The organism is Methanosarcina sp. A14 (genome assembly GCF_001729375.1).
Classification (GTDB): Archaea; Halobacteriota; Methanosarcinia; order Methanosarcinales; family Methanosarcinaceae; genus Methanosarcina; species Methanosarcina barkeri.
This window is the reverse complement of the sequence record NZ_LZPK01000129.1, coordinates 1-18,689: the sequence shown is the minus strand read 5'-3', so window position 1 is coordinate 18,689 and position 18,689 is coordinate 1. Positions and strand designations below refer to the sequence as shown.

Annotated in this window: 11 protein-coding genes; 8 read left to right on the top strand and 3 right to left on the bottom strand. The window is 40.0% G+C overall.

The genetic code is table 11. The features are described 5' to 3' along the window. Nucleotides 1-22 precede the first annotated feature (22 nt). The 4 genes from A9239_RS07205 (at nt 23) to A9239_RS18905 (ending at nt 7,072) form a co-directional block, all read left to right on the top strand. Nucleotides 23-3,223 (top strand): tubulin-like doman-containing protein, encoded by a 3,201-nt coding sequence (locus A9239_RS07205; protein ID WP_048155533.1) that lies wholly within the window; start codon nt 23-25, stop codon nt 3,221-3,223. Then, nucleotides 3,189-4,781: a hypothetical protein gene (locus A9239_RS07200; protein WP_069575246.1), complete on the top strand. Its 1,593-nt coding sequence runs from the start codon at nt 3,189-3,191 to the stop codon at nt 4,779-4,781. Before A9239_RS07205 ends, A9239_RS07200 begins: the two co-directional genes overlap by 35 nt. 811 nt (nt 4,782-5,592) lie before the next feature. After that, complete coding sequence (locus tag A9239_RS20300; protein ID WP_255361919.1) at nt 5,593-5,718, top strand: hypothetical protein; 126 nt, start codon at nt 5,593-5,595, stop codon at nt 5,716-5,718. A gap of 634 nt (nt 5,719-6,352) precedes the next feature. Further along, nucleotides 6,353-7,072 carry a hypothetical protein gene (locus A9239_RS18905; protein WP_141706400.1) on the top strand — a complete coding sequence of 240 codons (720 nt, stop codon included), beginning with the start codon at nt 6,353-6,355 and terminating at the stop codon, nt 7,070-7,072. Between the two features lie 229 nt (nt 7,073-7,301). Here A9239_RS18905 and A9239_RS07185 read toward each other — a convergent pair whose 3' ends face one another. Continuing rightward, complete coding sequence (locus A9239_RS07185; RefSeq protein WP_141706399.1) at nt 7,302-8,270, bottom strand: nitrous oxide reductase family maturation protein NosD; 969 nt, start codon at nt 8,268-8,270, stop codon at nt 7,302-7,304. A gap of 1,076 nt (nt 8,271-9,346) precedes the next feature. Between A9239_RS07185 and hsdR the strand changes: the two genes are divergently transcribed. The 3 genes from hsdR to A9239_RS07170 all read left to right on the top strand — a co-directional run bounded on the left by hsdR (nt 9,347) and on the right by A9239_RS07170 (nt 15,143). Continuing rightward, the gene (hsdR, locus tag A9239_RS07180) at nt 9,347-11,635 is read left to right on the top strand and encodes an EcoAI/FtnUII family type I restriction enzme subunit R (RefSeq protein ID WP_218104567.1); all 2,289 of its coding nucleotides are present in this window, start codon (nt 9,347-9,349) and stop codon (nt 11,633-11,635) included. Between the two features lie 332 nt (nt 11,636-11,967). Beyond that, complete coding sequence (locus A9239_RS07175) at nt 11,968-13,419, top strand: class I SAM-dependent DNA methyltransferase (RefSeq protein WP_048155540.1); 1,452 nt, start codon at nt 11,968-11,970, stop codon at nt 13,417-13,419. Next, nucleotides 13,416-15,143 (top strand): restriction endonuclease subunit S, encoded by a 1,728-nt coding sequence (locus tag A9239_RS07170; RefSeq protein WP_052712806.1) that lies wholly within the window; start codon nt 13,416-13,418, stop codon nt 15,141-15,143. The genes A9239_RS07175 and A9239_RS07170 overlap by 4 nt, the downstream gene beginning before the upstream one ends. A gap of 779 nt (nt 15,144-15,922) precedes the next feature. Here A9239_RS07170 and mtnP read toward each other — a convergent pair. Together mtnP and A9239_RS07160 are read right to left on the bottom strand one after the other, a co-directional pair. Then, nucleotides 15,923-16,699 carry an S-methyl-5'-thioadenosine phosphorylase gene (mtnP, locus tag A9239_RS07165; protein WP_048122814.1) on the bottom strand — a complete coding sequence of 259 codons (777 nt, stop codon included), beginning with the start codon at nt 16,697-16,699 and terminating at the stop codon, nt 15,923-15,925. Between the two features lie 92 nt (nt 16,700-16,791). After that, a complete protein-coding gene (locus A9239_RS07160) occupies nt 16,792-17,928 on the bottom strand; it encodes a DUF373 family protein (protein ID WP_048117375.1) in 1,137 nt (378 codons plus the stop codon). A 320-nt stretch (nt 17,929-18,248) separates the two neighbouring features. Here A9239_RS07160 and A9239_RS07155 point away from each other — a divergent pair, with 320 nt between their 5' ends. After that, entirely contained in the window at nt 18,249-18,590 is a 342-nt protein-coding gene (locus tag A9239_RS07155; protein WP_048117374.1) for a hypothetical protein, read from the top strand. Nucleotides 18,591-18,689 lie beyond the last annotated feature (99 nt).

Sequence of the window (18,689 nt, the reverse complement as noted above, 5' to 3'; positions counted from 1 at the left end):
TTAAAAATTCGGAGGATGAAGAATGAACAGAGGGGGCAATATTTCACTGCAGCTTCCTATGGACCTGACAATTTTGGGGCTTGGAGGTTGTGGAAAACGTCTGTGTGAAGAGGTCTGCAGGCATGACTGGATACTCGACAGCTACCTTGTGCCCGGAAAAAGGTTGAGGATTTATACAATGGATACGGATGCCAACGAAAGGGCTGATGACGAATGGTACAGAAGCAGGGTTAAGTCCAGAATACAGGAAATGGGAGCAGGGGGAAATATTGAATACAAATACTATTACCTGCCTTCCCTGGCAAATATAACCCAGGTTTCAGACCTGACAAGCCAGGAAGTTGCAGAAAAGATAAAGGACCGGAAGTCTGAGCCTCTTGTCAAAACCTGGTGGATGAACGATTCAGGAGACTTTGGGCTCAGTTTTGAGGAACTGAGATCTATTGACCCTTTTTTAATTGATGACTTTGGCGGAGGCGTACACCGGAGAAGGGCCATTTCAAAGGCTATTTTCTACAAGGTACTGAGTCAGGGGCAGGCAAGTGGTTTTCCTACATTTCCCAGTACAGGAACCACAGCCCTTATTGTAGGGCTTGGGGGAGGTACTGGGTCAGGGATGTTTATTGACCTTGCCAGGTATATACGAGCACTTAAAGGAGAGAGCAGCCAGATCTGGCTCTTTGCGGTAATTCCTACAACAAAAGAAGGCGAAAAAGAACAATTAAATGCTGCAATCGCCCTTACCGAACTTGAATACCTGAACCTGAACGAGAGGCTTTTCAATCACATAATCCTGACCTCACTTGGGCCTACAGGATATAAAAAAGGGGAAGAGGCAAAGGTAGAAGTGCATGAATTCGATTCCATGTTTCCTCACATACTGACAAATTTCTTCCACATTAAAAAAGGAGACATCAACCTGAGCGACTCAAAACACCTTTACTCCTCGTTTGTTTTTGCAGATGCCCACGTAATCGAGTACCCTGTGGACGAGCTAAAGGCCCTGAAAAAACAGTATGAAGAAGTTATCCTGGAACTTGAAGCGATTACTGCAACACGAAAAGAGATTAACAGGAGCGTAAAAACCCTGCTTGACAGCCAGAACCTGTTTAGGGAAGTCCCTCCCACGCGGGCTGACTCCGAATATATCAAAAAGGAGTATGGAAACGTTGAAAAGGTCTGGAAGAACGAGATTGAAAAACTTCTCAACTACCAGAGCCCGGATGCGATTGAATTCTTTATCCAGAATAACATTTCGGCTGAAACCAGTCTCGAAAAAATAAATAACTACGAAGATATGCTGAGCTTCCTTTCGAAGGTGAAAACCTTTAATCTCAGTGTAAAGGAAGATGAGCTAAAAGATGAAAATGACAAAGTGCTCTTTAGATTGATTCCCGAAGCTCTCTCAGGCATAGAAGAAACTGCAAGGCTATTTAAACGGACTGCAGGGATTGAAGAAGAAACTGTCGGATCCGTGCTTATAAATGTCCTGAAAGGAAAACAGGACCTTGTTTCCTTTATGGACAGGTTGAATGTAAAAGCTAAAAGCTTAAAAGAAGAGACACTGGAAGTAGAAGCCGAACTTCAGAGGAAGAAGGGTGAGCGGGATTTACTTAACGAACTTCACATTCAGGTTGAAAAAGCCGTTGACAAAGCCTTAAACGACAACGACCTGGAGCTTGAGGAATATTTCAGCCAGAAAGAGAAATTGAAGGTGCTTCAGGAACACGAATATGACCTGAAAACAAAAATTGACGCGTTTCTTGGCAATCTCAAGGAAGGAAATATAAAAAGTGGAGATAAGGACAGCTGGCTTCTCATGGCCGGGGTTCCTGGTTTTCAGAGAGAGCTTGAAACGCTTTCCAGGGACCTTGATCTGAATTTAAACGAGCTAGGAAGTCTCCTTGAAGCAATTGCACTCTACTCTTTTTATGACTACAAAATCAACCGGCTCGAAAATGCCGGAATAAAGGAAAAAGTCCTTGTCGCAATAAAGGGAAACAAGACCAAGTCCCTCAGGAACTATGAAGCAAAGAAACGAAACAAAGAAGAATATATCAAGAGTACGGGAAGGGAGTATCTCCAGATAAACAGCCCCTTCGAACTCTCGGTTCCTGAGAGCTTTTTGAGCGAAAGCCTGGACAGAAAGTCTGAGGAACTTAAGGATAAAGTGCTCAAATCCCTGTTTTTCGGGCTGGATCTTCAGGATTTAGAGCTTGAGGAAATCGAACAGGGTTTTAAGTCCAGAGACCGGCCCAAAATGAGAAGCGTTTTTAGGGAAATCCTGACCGAAAAGACCCTGCAAAAGGAAGACTATTCCGGAAAATTTGGTCGGGTTGAAACGGAAGTACTTGAGCTTGAAAAAAGCCTTCAGGAAAAACATGCCCTTTCAGCCCTGATTGAAAAAGTCGAAACACTGACCGAAGAAACCCTTGCAAACCGGAGAGACCTGAACAGGTATTACGGACAATTTTACGAGGAGGTTACCAGGATGAATAACCTCCACGGGCTTGGGGGAAAAACCTCAATCAGCCTCTATATGACCAAGTTTGGGAATATAAACCCGAAGATTCTCTCCCTTATCGATGCAAGTTCTGACATGACTGACCTTGACTGGGATGACAGTGGAAAACATGAACTTGATAAACTCATTGAGGAAATTCTGGTCACATACAAGAACCTTGTTGAAAGCTACAAGCTCGGGGTTCACAACCTGATGATCCCTATCAGCGCGACTGAACGCTGGAACTTCGGAAAAGCCGCTCTTGTTGTTTCCTCAAGGTCATCCTACATCTCAAGCCAGCTTACAAGCGAACGCATAGCTGATGCAATCAAAGATGAAATAAACGGGACCCTTGCCTTAAAGAACATCAATGATGCAAAACTTGCAACCCACAACTATACAGGGTCTTGGGATATTGCCCTTACCTTCTTCTCTGCGTCCGGTTTTCTGGACAATATATCTCCTCTGACCGCTGGAGGCGGCTTCTGGGAAGTATATGAAAACAATAAGGATAACGTACTTCACCACGTTCTGAAACTCCAGGAAGGGAAATACATTACTCGAAAAGCACTTCTGGACCTCAGAGAGGCCGGAGAACTGGCAAACCTGGAAAAGAGAGGTGGAAATGTAGGAGAAAGGATCAACAGGCTATACGAGGAAAAAAGCATAAAAGAGGCATTACAGCATGAGGATTCAAGGAAACTGGAGATTGCTCTCTGAACTGCCTGCAGCCGGTTTTATCCTGCTTTTATCCTTTCTTCTCATAACTTACGGAGGACGGATTGAAGTTCCGAGCATTTCAGGGCCTGGAGTTTTCTGGCTGAGTTTCATCCCGGCTTTCCTGATTGCAAATGCTTTCGGGCTGGCTCTGCACGAGCAGTCAAGGAGAGGAAGCCTTTTTTTGTTTGCAGGCTTTTTGCCTGTACTCCACCTTCTTTCGCAGCATGATTTTTTAAACACAAACGGCCTTGTTTTGGGATTTTTTGCAGGGAGCCTACTCGATTTTCAGGTCCTTTCCAGAAACCAGTTCAGTTCCCTTGCCAGATATGCCAGGTCAGGGTCTCGATTTTTCTTTCTTGTTCTCAGCTGTTACCTTCTTATAAGGCTTCTCGAATTCGTATACCCGTTTTCAATCGAAGGAATACGGCAGGCCTTCGAAATTAGTTCCGAAGAACTTAATAATCTCGGGATAGCTTTTCTGGCGGTTTTTTTCCTGCTGATGTCAACAACTTTCATTCGGGGCATTCAGGCTTCTGAGATCTTTGTTTACGGACCCTCACATTCAGGCAAGACCCTTCTACTGCTTGCCTTATACAGCCATTTTGTGGACTTTTATGAAGGAACCCACAGGGAAATTATTTTGTCTTCCGATAGAGAAGAGGAAAAAGTCTGGCAGCTCTCTAAGAAAAGCGAAAAAAAACTAAGGATTGAATCCATGCTTGCTGAACTTGAGGGAGGAATAACTCCAAAAAGTACCAACCGTACAGACCTAGCAATTTATGAACTTAGAGGAAAAAAGAATGGCTTACTTCCAGTAGAGTTTACTTTTATTGACTATGGTGGAGAATATACCGAAGACCTGGAACCGAAAAAGTACTATCGAGCGCTCCGCAGCCTGACTGAAAAGTTATCTGGGAATGAAAAACTATCCGGAAACGAAAAACTATCTGGAAATAAAAAGTTATCTGGGAATGAAAAACTATCTGGAAATGAAAAGCTGCCTGGGTTCAGTGTGGAAGCTCTTCACAGGCAAATAGGGACTCTAAGTTTTCTTGAGCTTCTGAAAAACAAATATGCAAAGGAAGCTGGGGATCAGTTTCATAACCTTATTTTGGCCTGTATCTACAAAAAAATGAAGACTGCTGGAAAGGTTATTTTTCTGGTAGATGGCGATTATATCCTGGATTATCACGGAGAAGGAAGAAAAGAATTGACAACCCTTTTCGGGCACTATTTCCGGCTCATGGATCAGCTTGGGCCTGATAAGTTCTATGCTCTTGTGCTGACCAAAACAGATAAATTAAAAGACCTTTCCGAAATTCCGGATAATTCCGAAAAAGCCGGGGAAATTGAGGCTGAGATCTACAGCCTCCTTGACAGAATTTACACATTCCGGGAAATACAGAACCTTGCAAAAAGAGTCCCTATTTATTTTTATACCGTAAGCGTGGATGCAACCCTATCTCCTCAAGCTTCAAAGGATTTGCCTGAGGAGCAACAGGGAATCACCCAGATTTTTCCCTGGAGAGTGGGTGAAATTGCAAAATTCGGCTTCTGAATTTGAGGATTCAGCTTCTGAATTTGAGGATTCGGCTTCTGAATTTGAGGATTTCTGCTTACCGGTTTGATTTTTAAGCTAAAACCCGTCCTTTTTCAGATATTCAGCCTTGCTCTGTCCCTTTATCCTTCGCAAACTGATATATCGGTTGGCCCTGGAGAACTTGACCCTGATTTTATGTTTGAAGGCGGAAAAATTCGATCTTCTGCAGCGAATGATAAAAAGGTAAATCCGGTGGAAATGAGAGGCAGAATTCAAAAGGAAAATTCAAAAGGAAAATTTAAAAGAGTACAGTCTAAAAGAGTACAGTCTAAAAGAGTACAGGAATGTTTTTAATCTTGATAATACTCAAGGTAGCGATTTTCAAAAAACTCTGGAAGCGCCTCCAAAAAAGAATAAAACCTGGTAAAAGAAAAGAATTGCAGGATACACTTGTTGTTTTTCCTATTTTTAATAGCAGGGCTCCTGATACTATCAAAAACAGGCTTGGAGCTGACATTTCCTTCATTTAACATATCAAAAAACAATGACACGAATTTTCCTTCTTTCAGGGTCCAGCTAGAGATTAGGGGAGATATAAGCCCTCGAATACAGGATTTGAGGAATGAAAATACGTCAAATACGCAATTACAATTATCTAGTTCTCCTGGTGGCGGTTCGTCTAACCTGTCTTCAGTTAATCTGGATGAAAAGGATGAGAATTTTCCTATAACTGCAGAATCTGATTAAAGAAACCAACAACATCAGTGAAGTTTGCAATGCGGGTACGGGTAATGGTTCTGAAAGGAATGAAAGTGCAGGGAATGCGACTTTGGAAAATAAAAACTTGGAGAATGGAATTCCAGAGAACAAAAATAGTGGATATGGAATTCTGGAAAATAAAAGTGTAGAGAATGAGGTTCTCGAAAACGAAAGTAATGGGAATGCAGCGAAATGAGCCAGTTCAATTTTGATTTTGCGGAAAAGGCATCAGGTTCATCAGGCAGTATGCCAAAAATAAAAATAATATGGAAAATAGTCTCGGAAAAACATATTCATCGTCTGAACTCTGTCTTTCACCGAGCGAAGCTCGGCCCAAGTAGAAAAAAACAAAAAACAAAATAGAAGGCTTTTAAAATACAGAATACAGTAAATTTTGTATTTATTGAAACTGTGAACACTGAACATCTATTGCAGAAAATAGAGCGCTGGGTCAGTTCCAGGAAGAAAAACAAAAACAAAGAACTTTTAACAGGTGAGAATCAATAAATTTTCCTTTATTAGAAAACAAAAGCAATGAAACGATTTTTTTCTACTTTTTTTCTGAAAAGTCGCATTGCTTGTGTGACAAAAACAGAATTGGACTAATTGATCACGCTGCAGACAGTGATTATTTGACTGAAATAAATTAGATTTTATTTTTAATTTTTTAGCCTCAAAACGAATTGAATCAGAAAAATGATGTATAATTAAATTCTGCTATTTAGTTTTGAAAAATAAGTATAGTTAAACGAAAAGATTATCTTATTCGGATATATAGTTATGTATCATTCCGAAAACAGCTAGGTAATTAAAAGCTGGTCATTGATATATTGAGCAAGCCCAAATATGTAGAATTCCCAGTAGGTATAAACAAGAGATATCTGGATGACGCCTGTTATGAGTTGGACAGAGAGACAGGAACGTTGACAATAAGCTTTGAAGGAGATTTTTACAACTTTCCTAAAGAACGAGCTCCGAATCTGATCAATCTATTAGGTTTAGAAACGATCACTACTCTGAAAGTATTGACAAAGTCTGTCTACATGTTATTATTCTTTCTACTAATATTAAAAATGATTTTAGAAAAGGATTACTTGCTTTTATGGATGCCGTTGTTCTTTGCAGGCATGATATTTGTCTTTGTTGCCTTATATCTGGATGAAATTGAGAATTACTACAATATTTCCAGATGTAAAAAATGTGATAGGGAATTTGCCTATGAGGAAATTAAAAAACCTTTTATTAAAATTGTAAGTACTTACGACAAATATGAAGAAACAACAACAAGATACATGAAGTGCAAGTACTGCAATAGTGAAGATATCAAGATCAAAATTGACCAGAGAAATTCAAAGTCCAAACCAAAGAATATTAACAAAAATAGAAAAACCTGCAGAGGATGCGGAAAAAAGTTTGCTTTAGTAGAATACAGATCCCCTGATATCCATTTTGAGTACCCGAATATTTTTATAACAATTAGGCACTATAAATGCGCACATTGCGGTTATATGGCGATCAGCATAAAATACGACTACGTCGCCACAAGCTAAACACAAAAACTAGAAGGCTCCTGAAAATTATGAAAAGGATCATTAGAGTTTATTAGGGAAAGCCACTGCCTAGATATATAAATAATTTAGTAAAAAAGGACACCGTCCTTCCTAGACGGCACTCGGGTGACGGAACTTGGGTGACGAGACTCGGACTGCAGAGCTGCAACTCTACCGAGATAGATTTAAATTAAAAAAGTCAAGATATCAACATGCAAACTGCTTTTCATTATCTTTCCCTGTATACACATCTAGACCCTTGTTCGTTTACTGTATACCGTTCACCTTCAAAGGTATTGTTTTTACTGTCAAAGCTATAGAATACTTTAATTTCAGTATTTGGACTTGCAGTGTTACCCTGTAACGTGTTATTTTGAGAATTTGCAAGAACAACTGAATATGAGTATCCAAGTTTTTCAATAGTGTTATTCAAAACTTTATTATTATTCGAATTAATAAGATAGTTCTGTAAGATTGAGTTATTATTTAGCTCATTATTAGAAGAATCAGTGAGGTTTACACCATCCCATAACTTTGATATGGTGCTACTCATCAACTTGTTGTTATCTGAATCTTCGAGATAAATTCCCGTTGCATTATTATCTAATCCGACAAATATTCCAACACATGATATTTTGTTACTTTTTAATTGATTATTACTAGAATTCCTTAGATAGATTCCAACTGAATTGTTATTCACTTCATTATTTTCCAGAATACTCCTGTTTGAATCGTTAAGGTAAACTCCATAATTGTTATAACTTAGCTTATTTCCAGTTATATTGCCACCTGACCCGCTACAGTAGATACCGGCTTTACTCGTTGTTCCCTTTATGTTGAATCCGCTTATCGTCACGTTGTCCGCAGTTACATTGAATACATCTTCTTCTGGGTCTGCAGCCTGAACAATAGTATTATTCGTTTCTCCTGGATTTGATATTATAATCAAAGGTCTGTTTACAACCAGGTTCTCCTTGTATAATCCCGGATAAACGGTAACAGTGCCACATGGACTGGTATTGTTTATTGCTTGCTGTATAGAATCTCCTGGATGTACATTGGTTATTGAACTATTATCATTACCCAGAAAAGTGTCAGAATATTTTTCTTTATTTGCAGATAGAATATATAATGCTGAAATGACAAAGACTAAAAATAAGACAAGTATTATCTTTTGATTAATTTGTGAGAGAGGCATAGTTATCTCTTCTTATTAAAAATGGAGGGTGATTAAGGTCTCACCCATGCTGTTACTGCATTATCTTCAACAAAAACATTATTCTTTAAATGCTTTGTGTCGAAAGCTGCCAGTAGTCAGAAATTAAGTACTTTTACAGATTTATTAATAAATCTAAAAAAAGTAATAAACCTCAATTAGATTCTTTATTCAGAAATTATAAATAAGACAGGTCATTGCATATCGTTTATGCCTCCGTAGTTTGCAGAAAAACACTTCCCGCAAATAGACATGCATATTTTGAAAGCAAGAATCCAGATAAAACAATAAATCTACATTAATTTGATCTAAAGCGTATCATTCAATATTTATAGAGAAAACAAGAAGATTCTTAACACCATCAGGCTTAACACCAGTAATTAAAGACGGTCTTAAATAAGTCGACTTATCATTATTTTTGTTCATAAAACAGCTCGCAAAAAAACGCCATATGTCATAGGCTCCAGAAAAATTCCTGATCAATTTTGTGACTTGAGCATGTCTAAGTGCTGTTACCGAATAGGATAAACGTTCGTTTGTACCTGTGACACACGTCAGGATTGCTTAATCGAGTCACAAGATATGGGAAGATGGCTGTTTTAACTGTAATTGTACACAAGAATGGTTAGGAGACGTCAAAGTTGAGCTGGTGCACTCGCTGCAAGCAAAGGGAGCATATCCGCCACCGCTTATAAAAATAATGTGATAAAAATTCCAGAAAACCATATTCATTATCTGAAACCTTTTTTTCACCGAGCGAAGCTCGGGCCAGGCAGAAAAAGTAAAAAACAAAAATAAAAAGCTTTTTACATACAAGAGTCAGTAAATCTCTCTGTATTAAAATACAAACACAAAGACGCTATTATTTTAACTTCTTTTTTGAAAGGCCGCTCTCCTGCGTCGAGCGTGACAAGCTCCATCTTAGAATAAAATATGCAGAGTATCAAAAATACAAAGTCACAAATAATATAAAAACGTAAAAAATTAAATAGTTGACGTAATGAAATAAACAAACAAGTTATATTATAATATAGCAAAATCTGTCGGATGACTGCCAGATGGAAGATATAGACAAAAAGGAACTGAGTGAACGAGACATCTGTACGAAATTTATCACGCCTGCAATAAAACAGGCTAACTGGAAAGAACGCCAAATCAGGGAAGAGGTGAAACTTACAAACGGTAGGATTATTGTAAAAGGCTCGACCACAAGCAGGGGAAAGCCAAAGAGAGCCGACTACGTTCTTTCCTATAAGCCAAACATTCCTCTTGCGGTAGTTGAGGCTAAAAAGAATACACATACACTGGGAGATGGAATGCAGCAGGCACTTCTATATGCTGAGATGCTGGACGTTCCTTTTGCGTTCAGCTCTAATGGGGACGCCTTTTTGTTTCACGACCGGACAGGCACTTTCGGAAAGGTTGAGGCGGAAATTCCGCTGGAAAGTTTTCCGTCTCCTGAGTTTCTCTGGCAGAAGTATTGTGAATGGAAGGGGCTTGATGAAGGCAGGCAGAAAATTGTAACTCAGAATTATTTTATTGACCATCGGAAATCACTACGATATTACCAGCGCATAGCAATTAACCGCACAGTAGAAGCAATCGCGAAAGGTCAGAACCGCATCCTGCTTGTTATGGCAACAGGTACTGGAAAAACACTTGCAGCTTTTCAGATTATCTGGCGTCTCTGGAAAGCAGGGGTAAAGAAAAGAATTCTTTATCTGGCAGACCGGAATATCCTCATTAAACAGACACGGATTAACGATTTCAAGCATTTTGGAAACGCCATGACAAAAATTCAGAATCATGAGGTTGAGAAGTCATACGAGATTTATCTCTCTCTTTATCAGGCGGTTTCCGGAACAGAAGAAGATAAAAATATCTACAAGCAGTTCTCTCCGGAATTTTTTGACCTTGTAATTATTGACGAGTGCCACAGGGGAAGTGCAGCTGAAGATTCTGTATGGAGAGAAATCCTTGAATATTTCTCCTCGGCAACGCAAATAGGGCTGACCGCAACCCCGAAGGAAACTAAAGATGTTTCAAATATCCATTATTTCGGAGAACCGATCTATACCTATTCCCTGAAACAGGGGATTGAAGATGGATTCCTTGCGCCTTACAGGGTTATCCGCATTGACCTCGACAAAGACCTTGCAGGCTGGAGGCCGGAAAAGAATCAGGTCGACAGGTATGGCACTCCTATAGAAGACAGGATCTACAACCAGAAAGATTTTGATCGGAACCTTGTGCTTGAGAAAAGGACTGAACTGGTCGCAAAAAAAGTTACGGAATTTTTGAAAGCTAACGACCGTTTTGACAAAACTATCGTTTTTTGTGAGAATATAGATCATGCAGAGCGCATGAGAGAAGCTATTGTTAATGAAAACCCGGACCTTACAGGTGAAAATCGAAAATATGTTATGAGAATTACAGGAGATAACCCCGAAGGAAAAGCCGAACTTGACAATTTTATTGATCCTGAAAGCCGCTACCCTGTAATTGCCACCACTTCAAAATTAATGAGTACAGGAGTGGATGCTCAGACCTGCAAGCTGATAGTGCTTGATAAACGCATAGAGTCAATGACCGAATTCAAGCAGATAATAGGCAGGGGTACAAGGATAAATGAGGATTACGGAAAATTCTATTTTACAATAATGGACTTCAAGAAAGCAACAGAGCTGTTTGCTGATCCTGATTTTGATGGCGAGCCAGTGGAGATTTACGATTTTGAAGGCGAGAATGGGTCTGGGAAGTCCAGAGACATGGACGAAGAAAATAATAGGGAAAAGTATTTTGTGAATGATGTGGATGTTGACGTGGTCATAGAACGCACACAGTACTATGGTCCTGATGGAAAATTGATTACTGAGTCCTTGAAAGATTATACTCGAAAGACTCTGCTCAAGGATTTTGAGTCCCTTGACTCTTTTTTGAAGTACTGGAACGAAGCCGAAAAAAAGCAGGAGATTATCTCAGAACTTGAAGAAAGAGGAGTTTTGTTCGATGCGCTTGCAGAAGAGGTCGGAAAGGACCTTGACCCCTTTGACCTGATTTGCCATGTTGCTTTTGACCGTCCGCCGATGAGCAGGAAGGAAAGGGCTGATAGAGTCAAAAAGAGTGATTATTTTAGTAAATACGGGGAAAATGCACAGGAAGTCCTTGACGCGCTTCTGGATAAGTATGCGGATGATGGGATTGAAGATCTTGAAAGCCTGAACGTGCTCAAAGTCCAGCCATTTGACAGGATGGGAACCCCACTGGAAATTATAAAACGATTTGAGGGCAAGAATAACTATCTTGAGGCAGTCAAAGGGCTTGAAAACCAGATTTATACGTTGTGAGGCTGATTCGAAATATCCTCTTCAAATTGTATGGGTAAAAGTAAATTTCATGTATTTACTGAAAATTTAAAAATTTAATTAAATTTGAGAAACAACTTCTAGTGATGCATTCAACTTTATAACTGTATGATAAAATTGTTGCATGTTTTTCGAGTTGAAAAATTCTCAATTGAATTTGAAGAGAATACGATTCGAAGGACTTATGTGGGATTACAAAATAGTTGTTGGCGGTTAATTTTAGGTAACGGTTTAACTCCTCATATTGCAGCTATCAAAAACAAATAACTTGGAATCACCGAATAGTCAAAAAGAAATTAAGTGCGGGAAAAAACATGTCTCTGGATACTACAGTCAAAACGATTCAGGATATTATGCGGAAAGATGCAGGTGTTGACGGCGATGCTCAGCGCATAAGCCAGCTTGGCTGGATGCTGTTCCTGAAGATTTTCGATGCGAGGGAAGAAGAATACGAACTTGAGGACGAAAATTACGTCTCTCCGATTCCTGAAGAACTGCGCTGGAGGAACTGGGCGAAAGACCCTGAAGGCATAACCGGAGACACTTTGCTGGACTTTGTCAATGAAAAACTCTTCAAAACCCTGAAAAATCTCTCTTTTTCCGAAGATGACGATCCGAGAGGCTTTGTCATAAAAGACGTTTTTGAAGACTCGTACAACTACATGAAAAACGGAACCCTGATCCGCCAGGTCATAAACAAAATCAACGAGATCGATTTTACGAGTTCAAAAGACCTGCACACCTTCGGCTCGATATACGAGAAAATCCTCAAAGACCTGCAGAGCGCAGGCAACGCAGGCGAGTTCTATACTCCAAGAGCCGTTACCCAGTTTATGGTGGACATGGTTGACCCCAGGCTAGGCGAAAAAGTCCTTGACCCTGCCTGCGGAACAGGCGGTTTTCTAACGAGTACAATCGAGCACATCCGCAAGAAATACGTGAAATCCGTGGAAGACCACCGGATTTTGCAGGAATCCATTTCAGGCGTTGAGAAAAAGCAGCTTCCACATCTGCTCTGCATAACGAATATGCTTTTACACGGAATAGAAGTTCCTTCCCGCATCCATCACGACAATACCCTTGCTCGCCCTCTTCGCGATTACACCCCAAAAGAGCGCGTAGACGTGATAGTAACGAATCCTCCTTTTGGCGGCATGGAAGAAGATGGGATAGAGACAAATTTTCCCGCAAATTTCCAGACCCGCGAAACTGCTGACCTTTTCTTAGTCCTGATTGCCCATATTCTTAAAGACGGAGGCCGCTGCGGAATAGTCCTCCCTGACGGAACCCTCTTTGGGGAAGGCGTAAAGACTCGCATTAAAGAAAAACTCCTTCAGGAGTGCAACCTGCATACAATAGTCCGCCTTCCAAACGGCGTCTTCAACCCTTACACCGGCATAAAAACCAATCTCCTCTTTTTCACAAAAGGCGAACCCACAAAAGAAATCTGGTACTATGAACACCCTTACCCGGCCGGCTATAAGTCCTACTCCAAAACCAAACCCATGCGGATAGAAGAATTCGCCCCGGAAAAAGCCTGGTGGAATAACCGAAAAGAAAACGAACATGCCTGGAAAGTCAAAATCGAAGATGTAATCGCCAGCAACTATAACCTCGATATCAAAAACCCCAATGAATCTGAAGACGACCTCGGAGACCCTGAAGAACTTCTCAAAAAGTACCGGGCCCTCCTTTCCGAAATCAAAGAAACCCGAAACGCGCTGAAAAACGAACTCATGACCGCTCTGGCAGGGAAATCCGCATGAACCCGGACGTTTTTTTCGAAAACTTTGAACTCCTTGCCGATGCGCCGAATGGAGTCCAGAAACTGAGAGAACTTATTTTGCAGCTCGCGGTTATGGGAAAACTTGTGCCACATGACCCGAATGATGAACCTGCTTCTATCTTAGTTGAAAGAATAAAAACTGAAAAAAAGAAGCTAAATAAAAAAGAAAAAAATAATGGATCTAAACAATTACATCCTGTCACTAAAGATGATATTCATTTTGAAGTTCCCAACAATTGGGAAACTGTAAGACTTGGGCAAGTATATGATATAGAATACGGTAAAAGTTTATCTGAAAAATATCGTAACAGTGAAGGAGAATTTCCTGTATATGGTTCAAACGGAATTGTTGGATTTCACACTGAATACCTTGTAGATAAGCCTTCTTTAATAATAGGACGTAAAGGATCAGCTGGGGCAGTTAATTTATCGGATAAACCTTTCTGGCCAATAGACACAACTTATTTTGTAACGCCAAAAAAAGGATTAGATCTCTTTTTTAGTTATTATTTATTTAAGACGCTCGATCTTGGAAAGTTTAACAAAGCTACAGCTATACCTGGACTCAATAGACAGGATGCCTATGGACTTATCATAAAAATTCCACCCCTAGCCGAACAAAAACGCATTGTCTCCAAAGTTGAAGAACTGATGGCTCTCTGCGACAAACTCGAAGCCCGCCGCCAGAAAAAACAAGAAATCCAAAGTAAGCTCAACAGCGCTGCCCTTGACAGGATGCTCAGCGCAGAAAAACAGGATGAATTTGAACAACGCTGGCAGCATATCTGCGAAAATTTTGATCTTCTCTATGACAACCCTGAAAATGTAGAAAGATTAAAGCAGGCAATTCTTCAGCTTGCGGTTCAGGGAAAATTAGTGACTCAAAATCCAGAGGATGAGCCGGCGAGTGTTTTGATTGAGAAAATAAATAGTGACAAGAAGAATCTGATTAAAGCTGGGAAAATTAAAGGAACTAAATCTTTATCACCATTAGAGGCGACAGATGATGTGCCTACCTTACCAGAAAAGTGGGAATTCGTAAACTTAGATAGCATAATTTTGTTTATGGATGCGGGATGGAGCCCAGCATGTAGAAATCATCCTACTGAAGATGAGGATACTTGGGGAGTTTTAAAAACTACTTCTGTACAGCCATTAATGTTCCTATGGACTGAACACAAACAGCTACCAGAAAATTTAATTCCTCGTCCTCAGTATGAAGTAAAAGTAGGAGATATTTTAATAACTCGCGCAGGACCTAAAAATCGGGTGGGCATTTGTTGTTTAGTAAAAGATACTCGATCTCATTTAATGATCTCTGACAAAATAATTCGTTTCCATTTGTTAGACGAATTTGTATTTCCAGAATTCATCACTCTTTGCTTAAATACTGGATTCTCACAAAACTATATAGAAAGCCAAAAATCTGGAATGGCTGAAAGTCAGATGAATATATCCCAAAACAAACTTAGGATGACTCCAATTCCTCTTCCACCCCTCGCCGAACAAAAACGTATCGTTGAAAAAGTTGAGCAGTTCATGGGTTTGTGTGATGAACTTGAATCAAACCTCCGAAAAGAACAGGAAGATAGCGAGAAACTTATGGAAGCGGTTGTTAAGGGTTTGTTAGAAGGAGAGGACACCGAAAAAACGGAATTGGAGAAACCTATCCCGCTACAGGTGGCGACTATTAAACTGAAATAAATTGAATTTTGTTTTCAGTTTTTTAGCCTCATAGAAAGAGGTTGTTGAAGAGAGTTTCCGGCCCCAAAAATAAAAATAATGTGGTAAAAATCCCAGAAAACCATATTCATCGTCTAAAACCTGTTTTTCACCGAGCGAAGCTCGGGCTCGGCAAAAAAAGCAAAAAAACAAAAATAAAAAGCTTTTAAGATACAGAATACAGTAAATTTTATAGTTTTCAAAACTGTGAACACTGGACATATATTTGCACAAAATAGAACGCTCTAACCAGGCCGAAGAAGCAAAAAGCAAAAATAAAAAGTTTTTTATATACAGGAGTCAATAAATCTTTTTGTCTTAAAAAACAAACACGAAGACGCTATTATTTCGACTTCTTTTTTTGAAAGGCCGCTCTCCTGCGTCGAGCGTGACAAATTCGGTTTAAAACGACTAATGACGCTGCTTTGGTTCAGTTAATTTACTAATTTAAAGGAGCTGCTATTTAAAAATATAACTGATTTGATAAAAAGTCCCGAAAAATCATAATTATCGTTTAAAACCAGTCTTTTACCGAGCGCAGCTCGGGCCAGCCGAAGAAGCAAAAAATAAAATAAAAAGTTTTTTACATACAGGAGTCAGGAAATCTCTCTGTATTAAAAAACAAACACAAAGACGCTATTATTTTAACTTCTTTTTTTGAAAGGCCGCTCTCCTGCGTCGAGCGTGACAAATTCGGTTTAAGACAGCTAATGACGTTGCTCTGGCTCAGTTAATTCACTAATCTAAAGCTCATAGGTACTTCACAAACAGGCTCCGTCCTTAGCAAATCTGCACCTGCAGTTCCGAGTTTCGGGAATATTTTCTATTGTATCTGAAACAATCTCAAAGATTGCGTCCTGAGCTTTTCCCACAACTTCGGTAACTTCGTCAGCAGTTAGTTTCTGTGTGGTCATTCCGCAAGCCTGATTTGTGATAATGGCAAGAGAAGCATAACAGAGGCTGAGTTCTTTTGCAAGGCTCACTTCAGGTACACCGGTCATACCCACAACATCTGCAAATTGGTTCATCATGCGGATTTCGGCCCTGGTCTCAAAACGTGGGCCTTCCGTGCAGGCATAAATTCCTTCGGTATATGGTAGTCCCTGTTTTTCCAGAGCGCCTCTAAGGGCTATCCTGATCTCAGGGCAGTAGGGCTCAGATACATCGACGTGTACGGTTTTGTCATCATAAAAGGTGGAAGGCCGGTTCCGGGTAAAATCTATGAAATCATTAAGTACTACAAAGCTACCCACCGGATGCCCTCGCATTGACCCTACGGAATTTGTGGAGATTACACGTTTTGCCCCGATAGAATACACAGCCCAGATGTTGGCCCTGTAATTAATCCTGTGAGGAGGAATATGGTTTTCTCCTGCATGCCTGGGGATTACTACAACTTTTTTCCCTCTTACAGTAGTAAGATAAACTGTAACCTCTCCATATGGAGTGCTTACTAACCGGCTTTCAAATTCCTGGTAAGAGTTAAAACCGACACCACCGAGCACTGCAATTTCAACGTTTTCAGGTATTTTTTCCATTTTATTATCTTCCTGACGGTTTTTACTGCCACCCCCATTTTCGATTTTGTTAACCCCGTCGAACTTCAAAGTTTATGGCAGGTCGCCTGCGGTCAGGCGAGTTTTTTCCTTCTTTTATTTCTTCCTTTCTCTTCATTTTCGGAGACCATGTTTGATACACTGTATTTTATGCCTGCAAGGGCAATAATAATCGCAACTGCGACCGAATATACAAAGTACTGGAGGGCAACGGATGCATCATTAGTAATGCCTTCCGAAAGGGAAGCCGTCGCTAAAATGTATGTACTTGCACCCCAGAAGAGCAGCCCTGTTGCGATCACAAATAAAGAAATCGCGACATTTTTATAAATGGGCTTATTTTCCATCCTTAAATCGAAGATTTTTCCAAGGTCGGCAAGCAACATGGCTCCTGCATACCACCAGACTGAAGCATTGATGAATACCGAGACAAGCGTAAGGATCCCTTCATACCATACTCCATCTGCCGAGTAAAGCTTCCATACTTCCATAGCTCCGTACACAGTTGCTACAAGGAGTGTAAGCAAGGAAGCCGTATAGCTGATAAAAACCATTCTCTGTTCAAGAAAAGCGTCCCAGAGCTTTTCTTTTTCAAGAGCAACAAGATCGTCCAGTCCAAAACCCCTGTATAACATGTAAAGCCCTACAGCTGCAAGAATTCCCACAACTGCACCGTCGGGATAATCTGCAAGCAAAAATATTGCATAAATGAGAAAAGCAAGCCCTAAAGGTACAAAAAAAGTCTGGGAGATTTTCGGGTCGCTAAAAACATGTTTCAGGATATAGTAAGTACTTTCCAGATTCTGGCTCTGCATTATTACAATTCTTTTTACAGAGTCAATTCTCATACGGGATTGGACAATAGGCACAAGCGTTTCGTCTTCTGCCCCATCCGAAACGAATACCGCCCGTTGCACGTCATTCACATTGAGAAATGTTTCAAGCTGTTCGGCAATTTTCTGGTCTGAGATCACTCCAACGTTTTTGTCTCCTGCAAAAGAAACTATATCAGCATCGGCTCCGTTTGCCCGTAATTCATCAAGAATCCTGATTCCACCGAAGATAGTGTTGGTATCAGAATCCTCCGGGTCTGCGATCCCAAGTGCAACGGCAGCCTGAACATTTGCCTCCCGTCCTACTATTGGGGTTTCGAGTTTTGCTTTTTCGCCCAGATCGTTATCCCTGTCTATGCATATAACTAAGGTCTGCATATTTCCTCTATAGCTTTCAATGGCTTACTCTATCGCAGAGAGTTTTTTATGAATACGATATCCTGATTTGGCTCTTATATCTTTCCTGCCGGAGTTTTGCATAAACTCTTTTAATCAATTAAGTTGCTTTACTTTTTACAAGCATACTATTTTAATTTATACTTTATTAAGCTTGTAGCGTGAGATTTACTTTCAAAAATCAGTTTTTACTTCTAAAGATACTCTTATAATTTCGGAAACCCATAAGTAAATGTCTACAAAAACAGGCTCTCTTTCTGAGAGAAATTAATTATCTTTATCAAAAATAAATAGGGGTTTATATGGCACAACCAATGGAAAGCGAAAGTAAAGAAACCGAAACTGGAAAAAAGAGTAGAATACAGGAGAAAGTTGGAAAGCTTGGGAGCGACATTGATACTCTTGCAAAGAAAACAGGGGACGAAGCCTCGAAACTTGCAAAGAATATAAATGCTGAAATAAAATCAATCTCGGGAGAAATAAAATCAATTGATGTAAAGGATGAGGTAAAGAACATCACCGCAAAGGTTGAAAAACTGGTGGATACGACCGGTGATAGTGCAAAAAAGCTTGCCTCAGATACCAAGACCGATGTAAAGAAACTGGTGGATAAGATCGAAATCCCTATCTCAAAGAAAAAATAATTACGGTAAAGTAATAAAAGTGACAGAGTAACAGGTGAGAAGGTAAGAATCTTTCCTATGAGATGTAATACCTTCTTAACCTTCTCTTTTATTATCGGC

Coding starts and splice junctions, on each gene's coding strand:
- A9239_RS07205 (WP_048155533.1), top strand. CDS start 23: ATGAACAGAGGGGGCAATATTTCACTGCAGCTTCCTATGGACCTGACA.
- A9239_RS07200 (WP_069575246.1), top strand. CDS start 3,189: ATGAGGATTCAAGGAAACTGGAGATTGCTCTCTGAACTGCCTGCAGCC.
- A9239_RS07185 (WP_141706399.1), bottom strand. CDS start 8,270: ATGCCTCTCTCACAAATTAATCAAAAGATAATACTTGTCTTATTTTTA.
- hsdR (WP_218104567.1), top strand. CDS start 9,347: ATGGAAGATATAGACAAAAAGGAACTGAGTGAACGAGACATCTGTACG.
- A9239_RS07175 (WP_048155540.1), top strand. CDS start 11,968: ATGTCTCTGGATACTACAGTCAAAACGATTCAGGATATTATGCGGAAA.
- A9239_RS07170 (WP_052712806.1), top strand. CDS start 13,416: ATGAACCCGGACGTTTTTTTCGAAAACTTTGAACTCCTTGCCGATGCG.
- mtnP (WP_048122814.1), bottom strand. CDS start 16,699: ATGGAAAAAATACCTGAAAACGTTGAAATTGCAGTGCTCGGTGGTGTC.
- A9239_RS07160 (WP_048117375.1), bottom strand. CDS start 17,928: ATGCAGACCTTAGTTATATGCATAGACAGGGATAACGATCTGGGCGAA.
- A9239_RS07155 (WP_048117374.1), top strand. CDS start 18,249: ATGGCACAACCAATGGAAAGCGAAAGTAAAGAAACCGAAACTGGAAAA.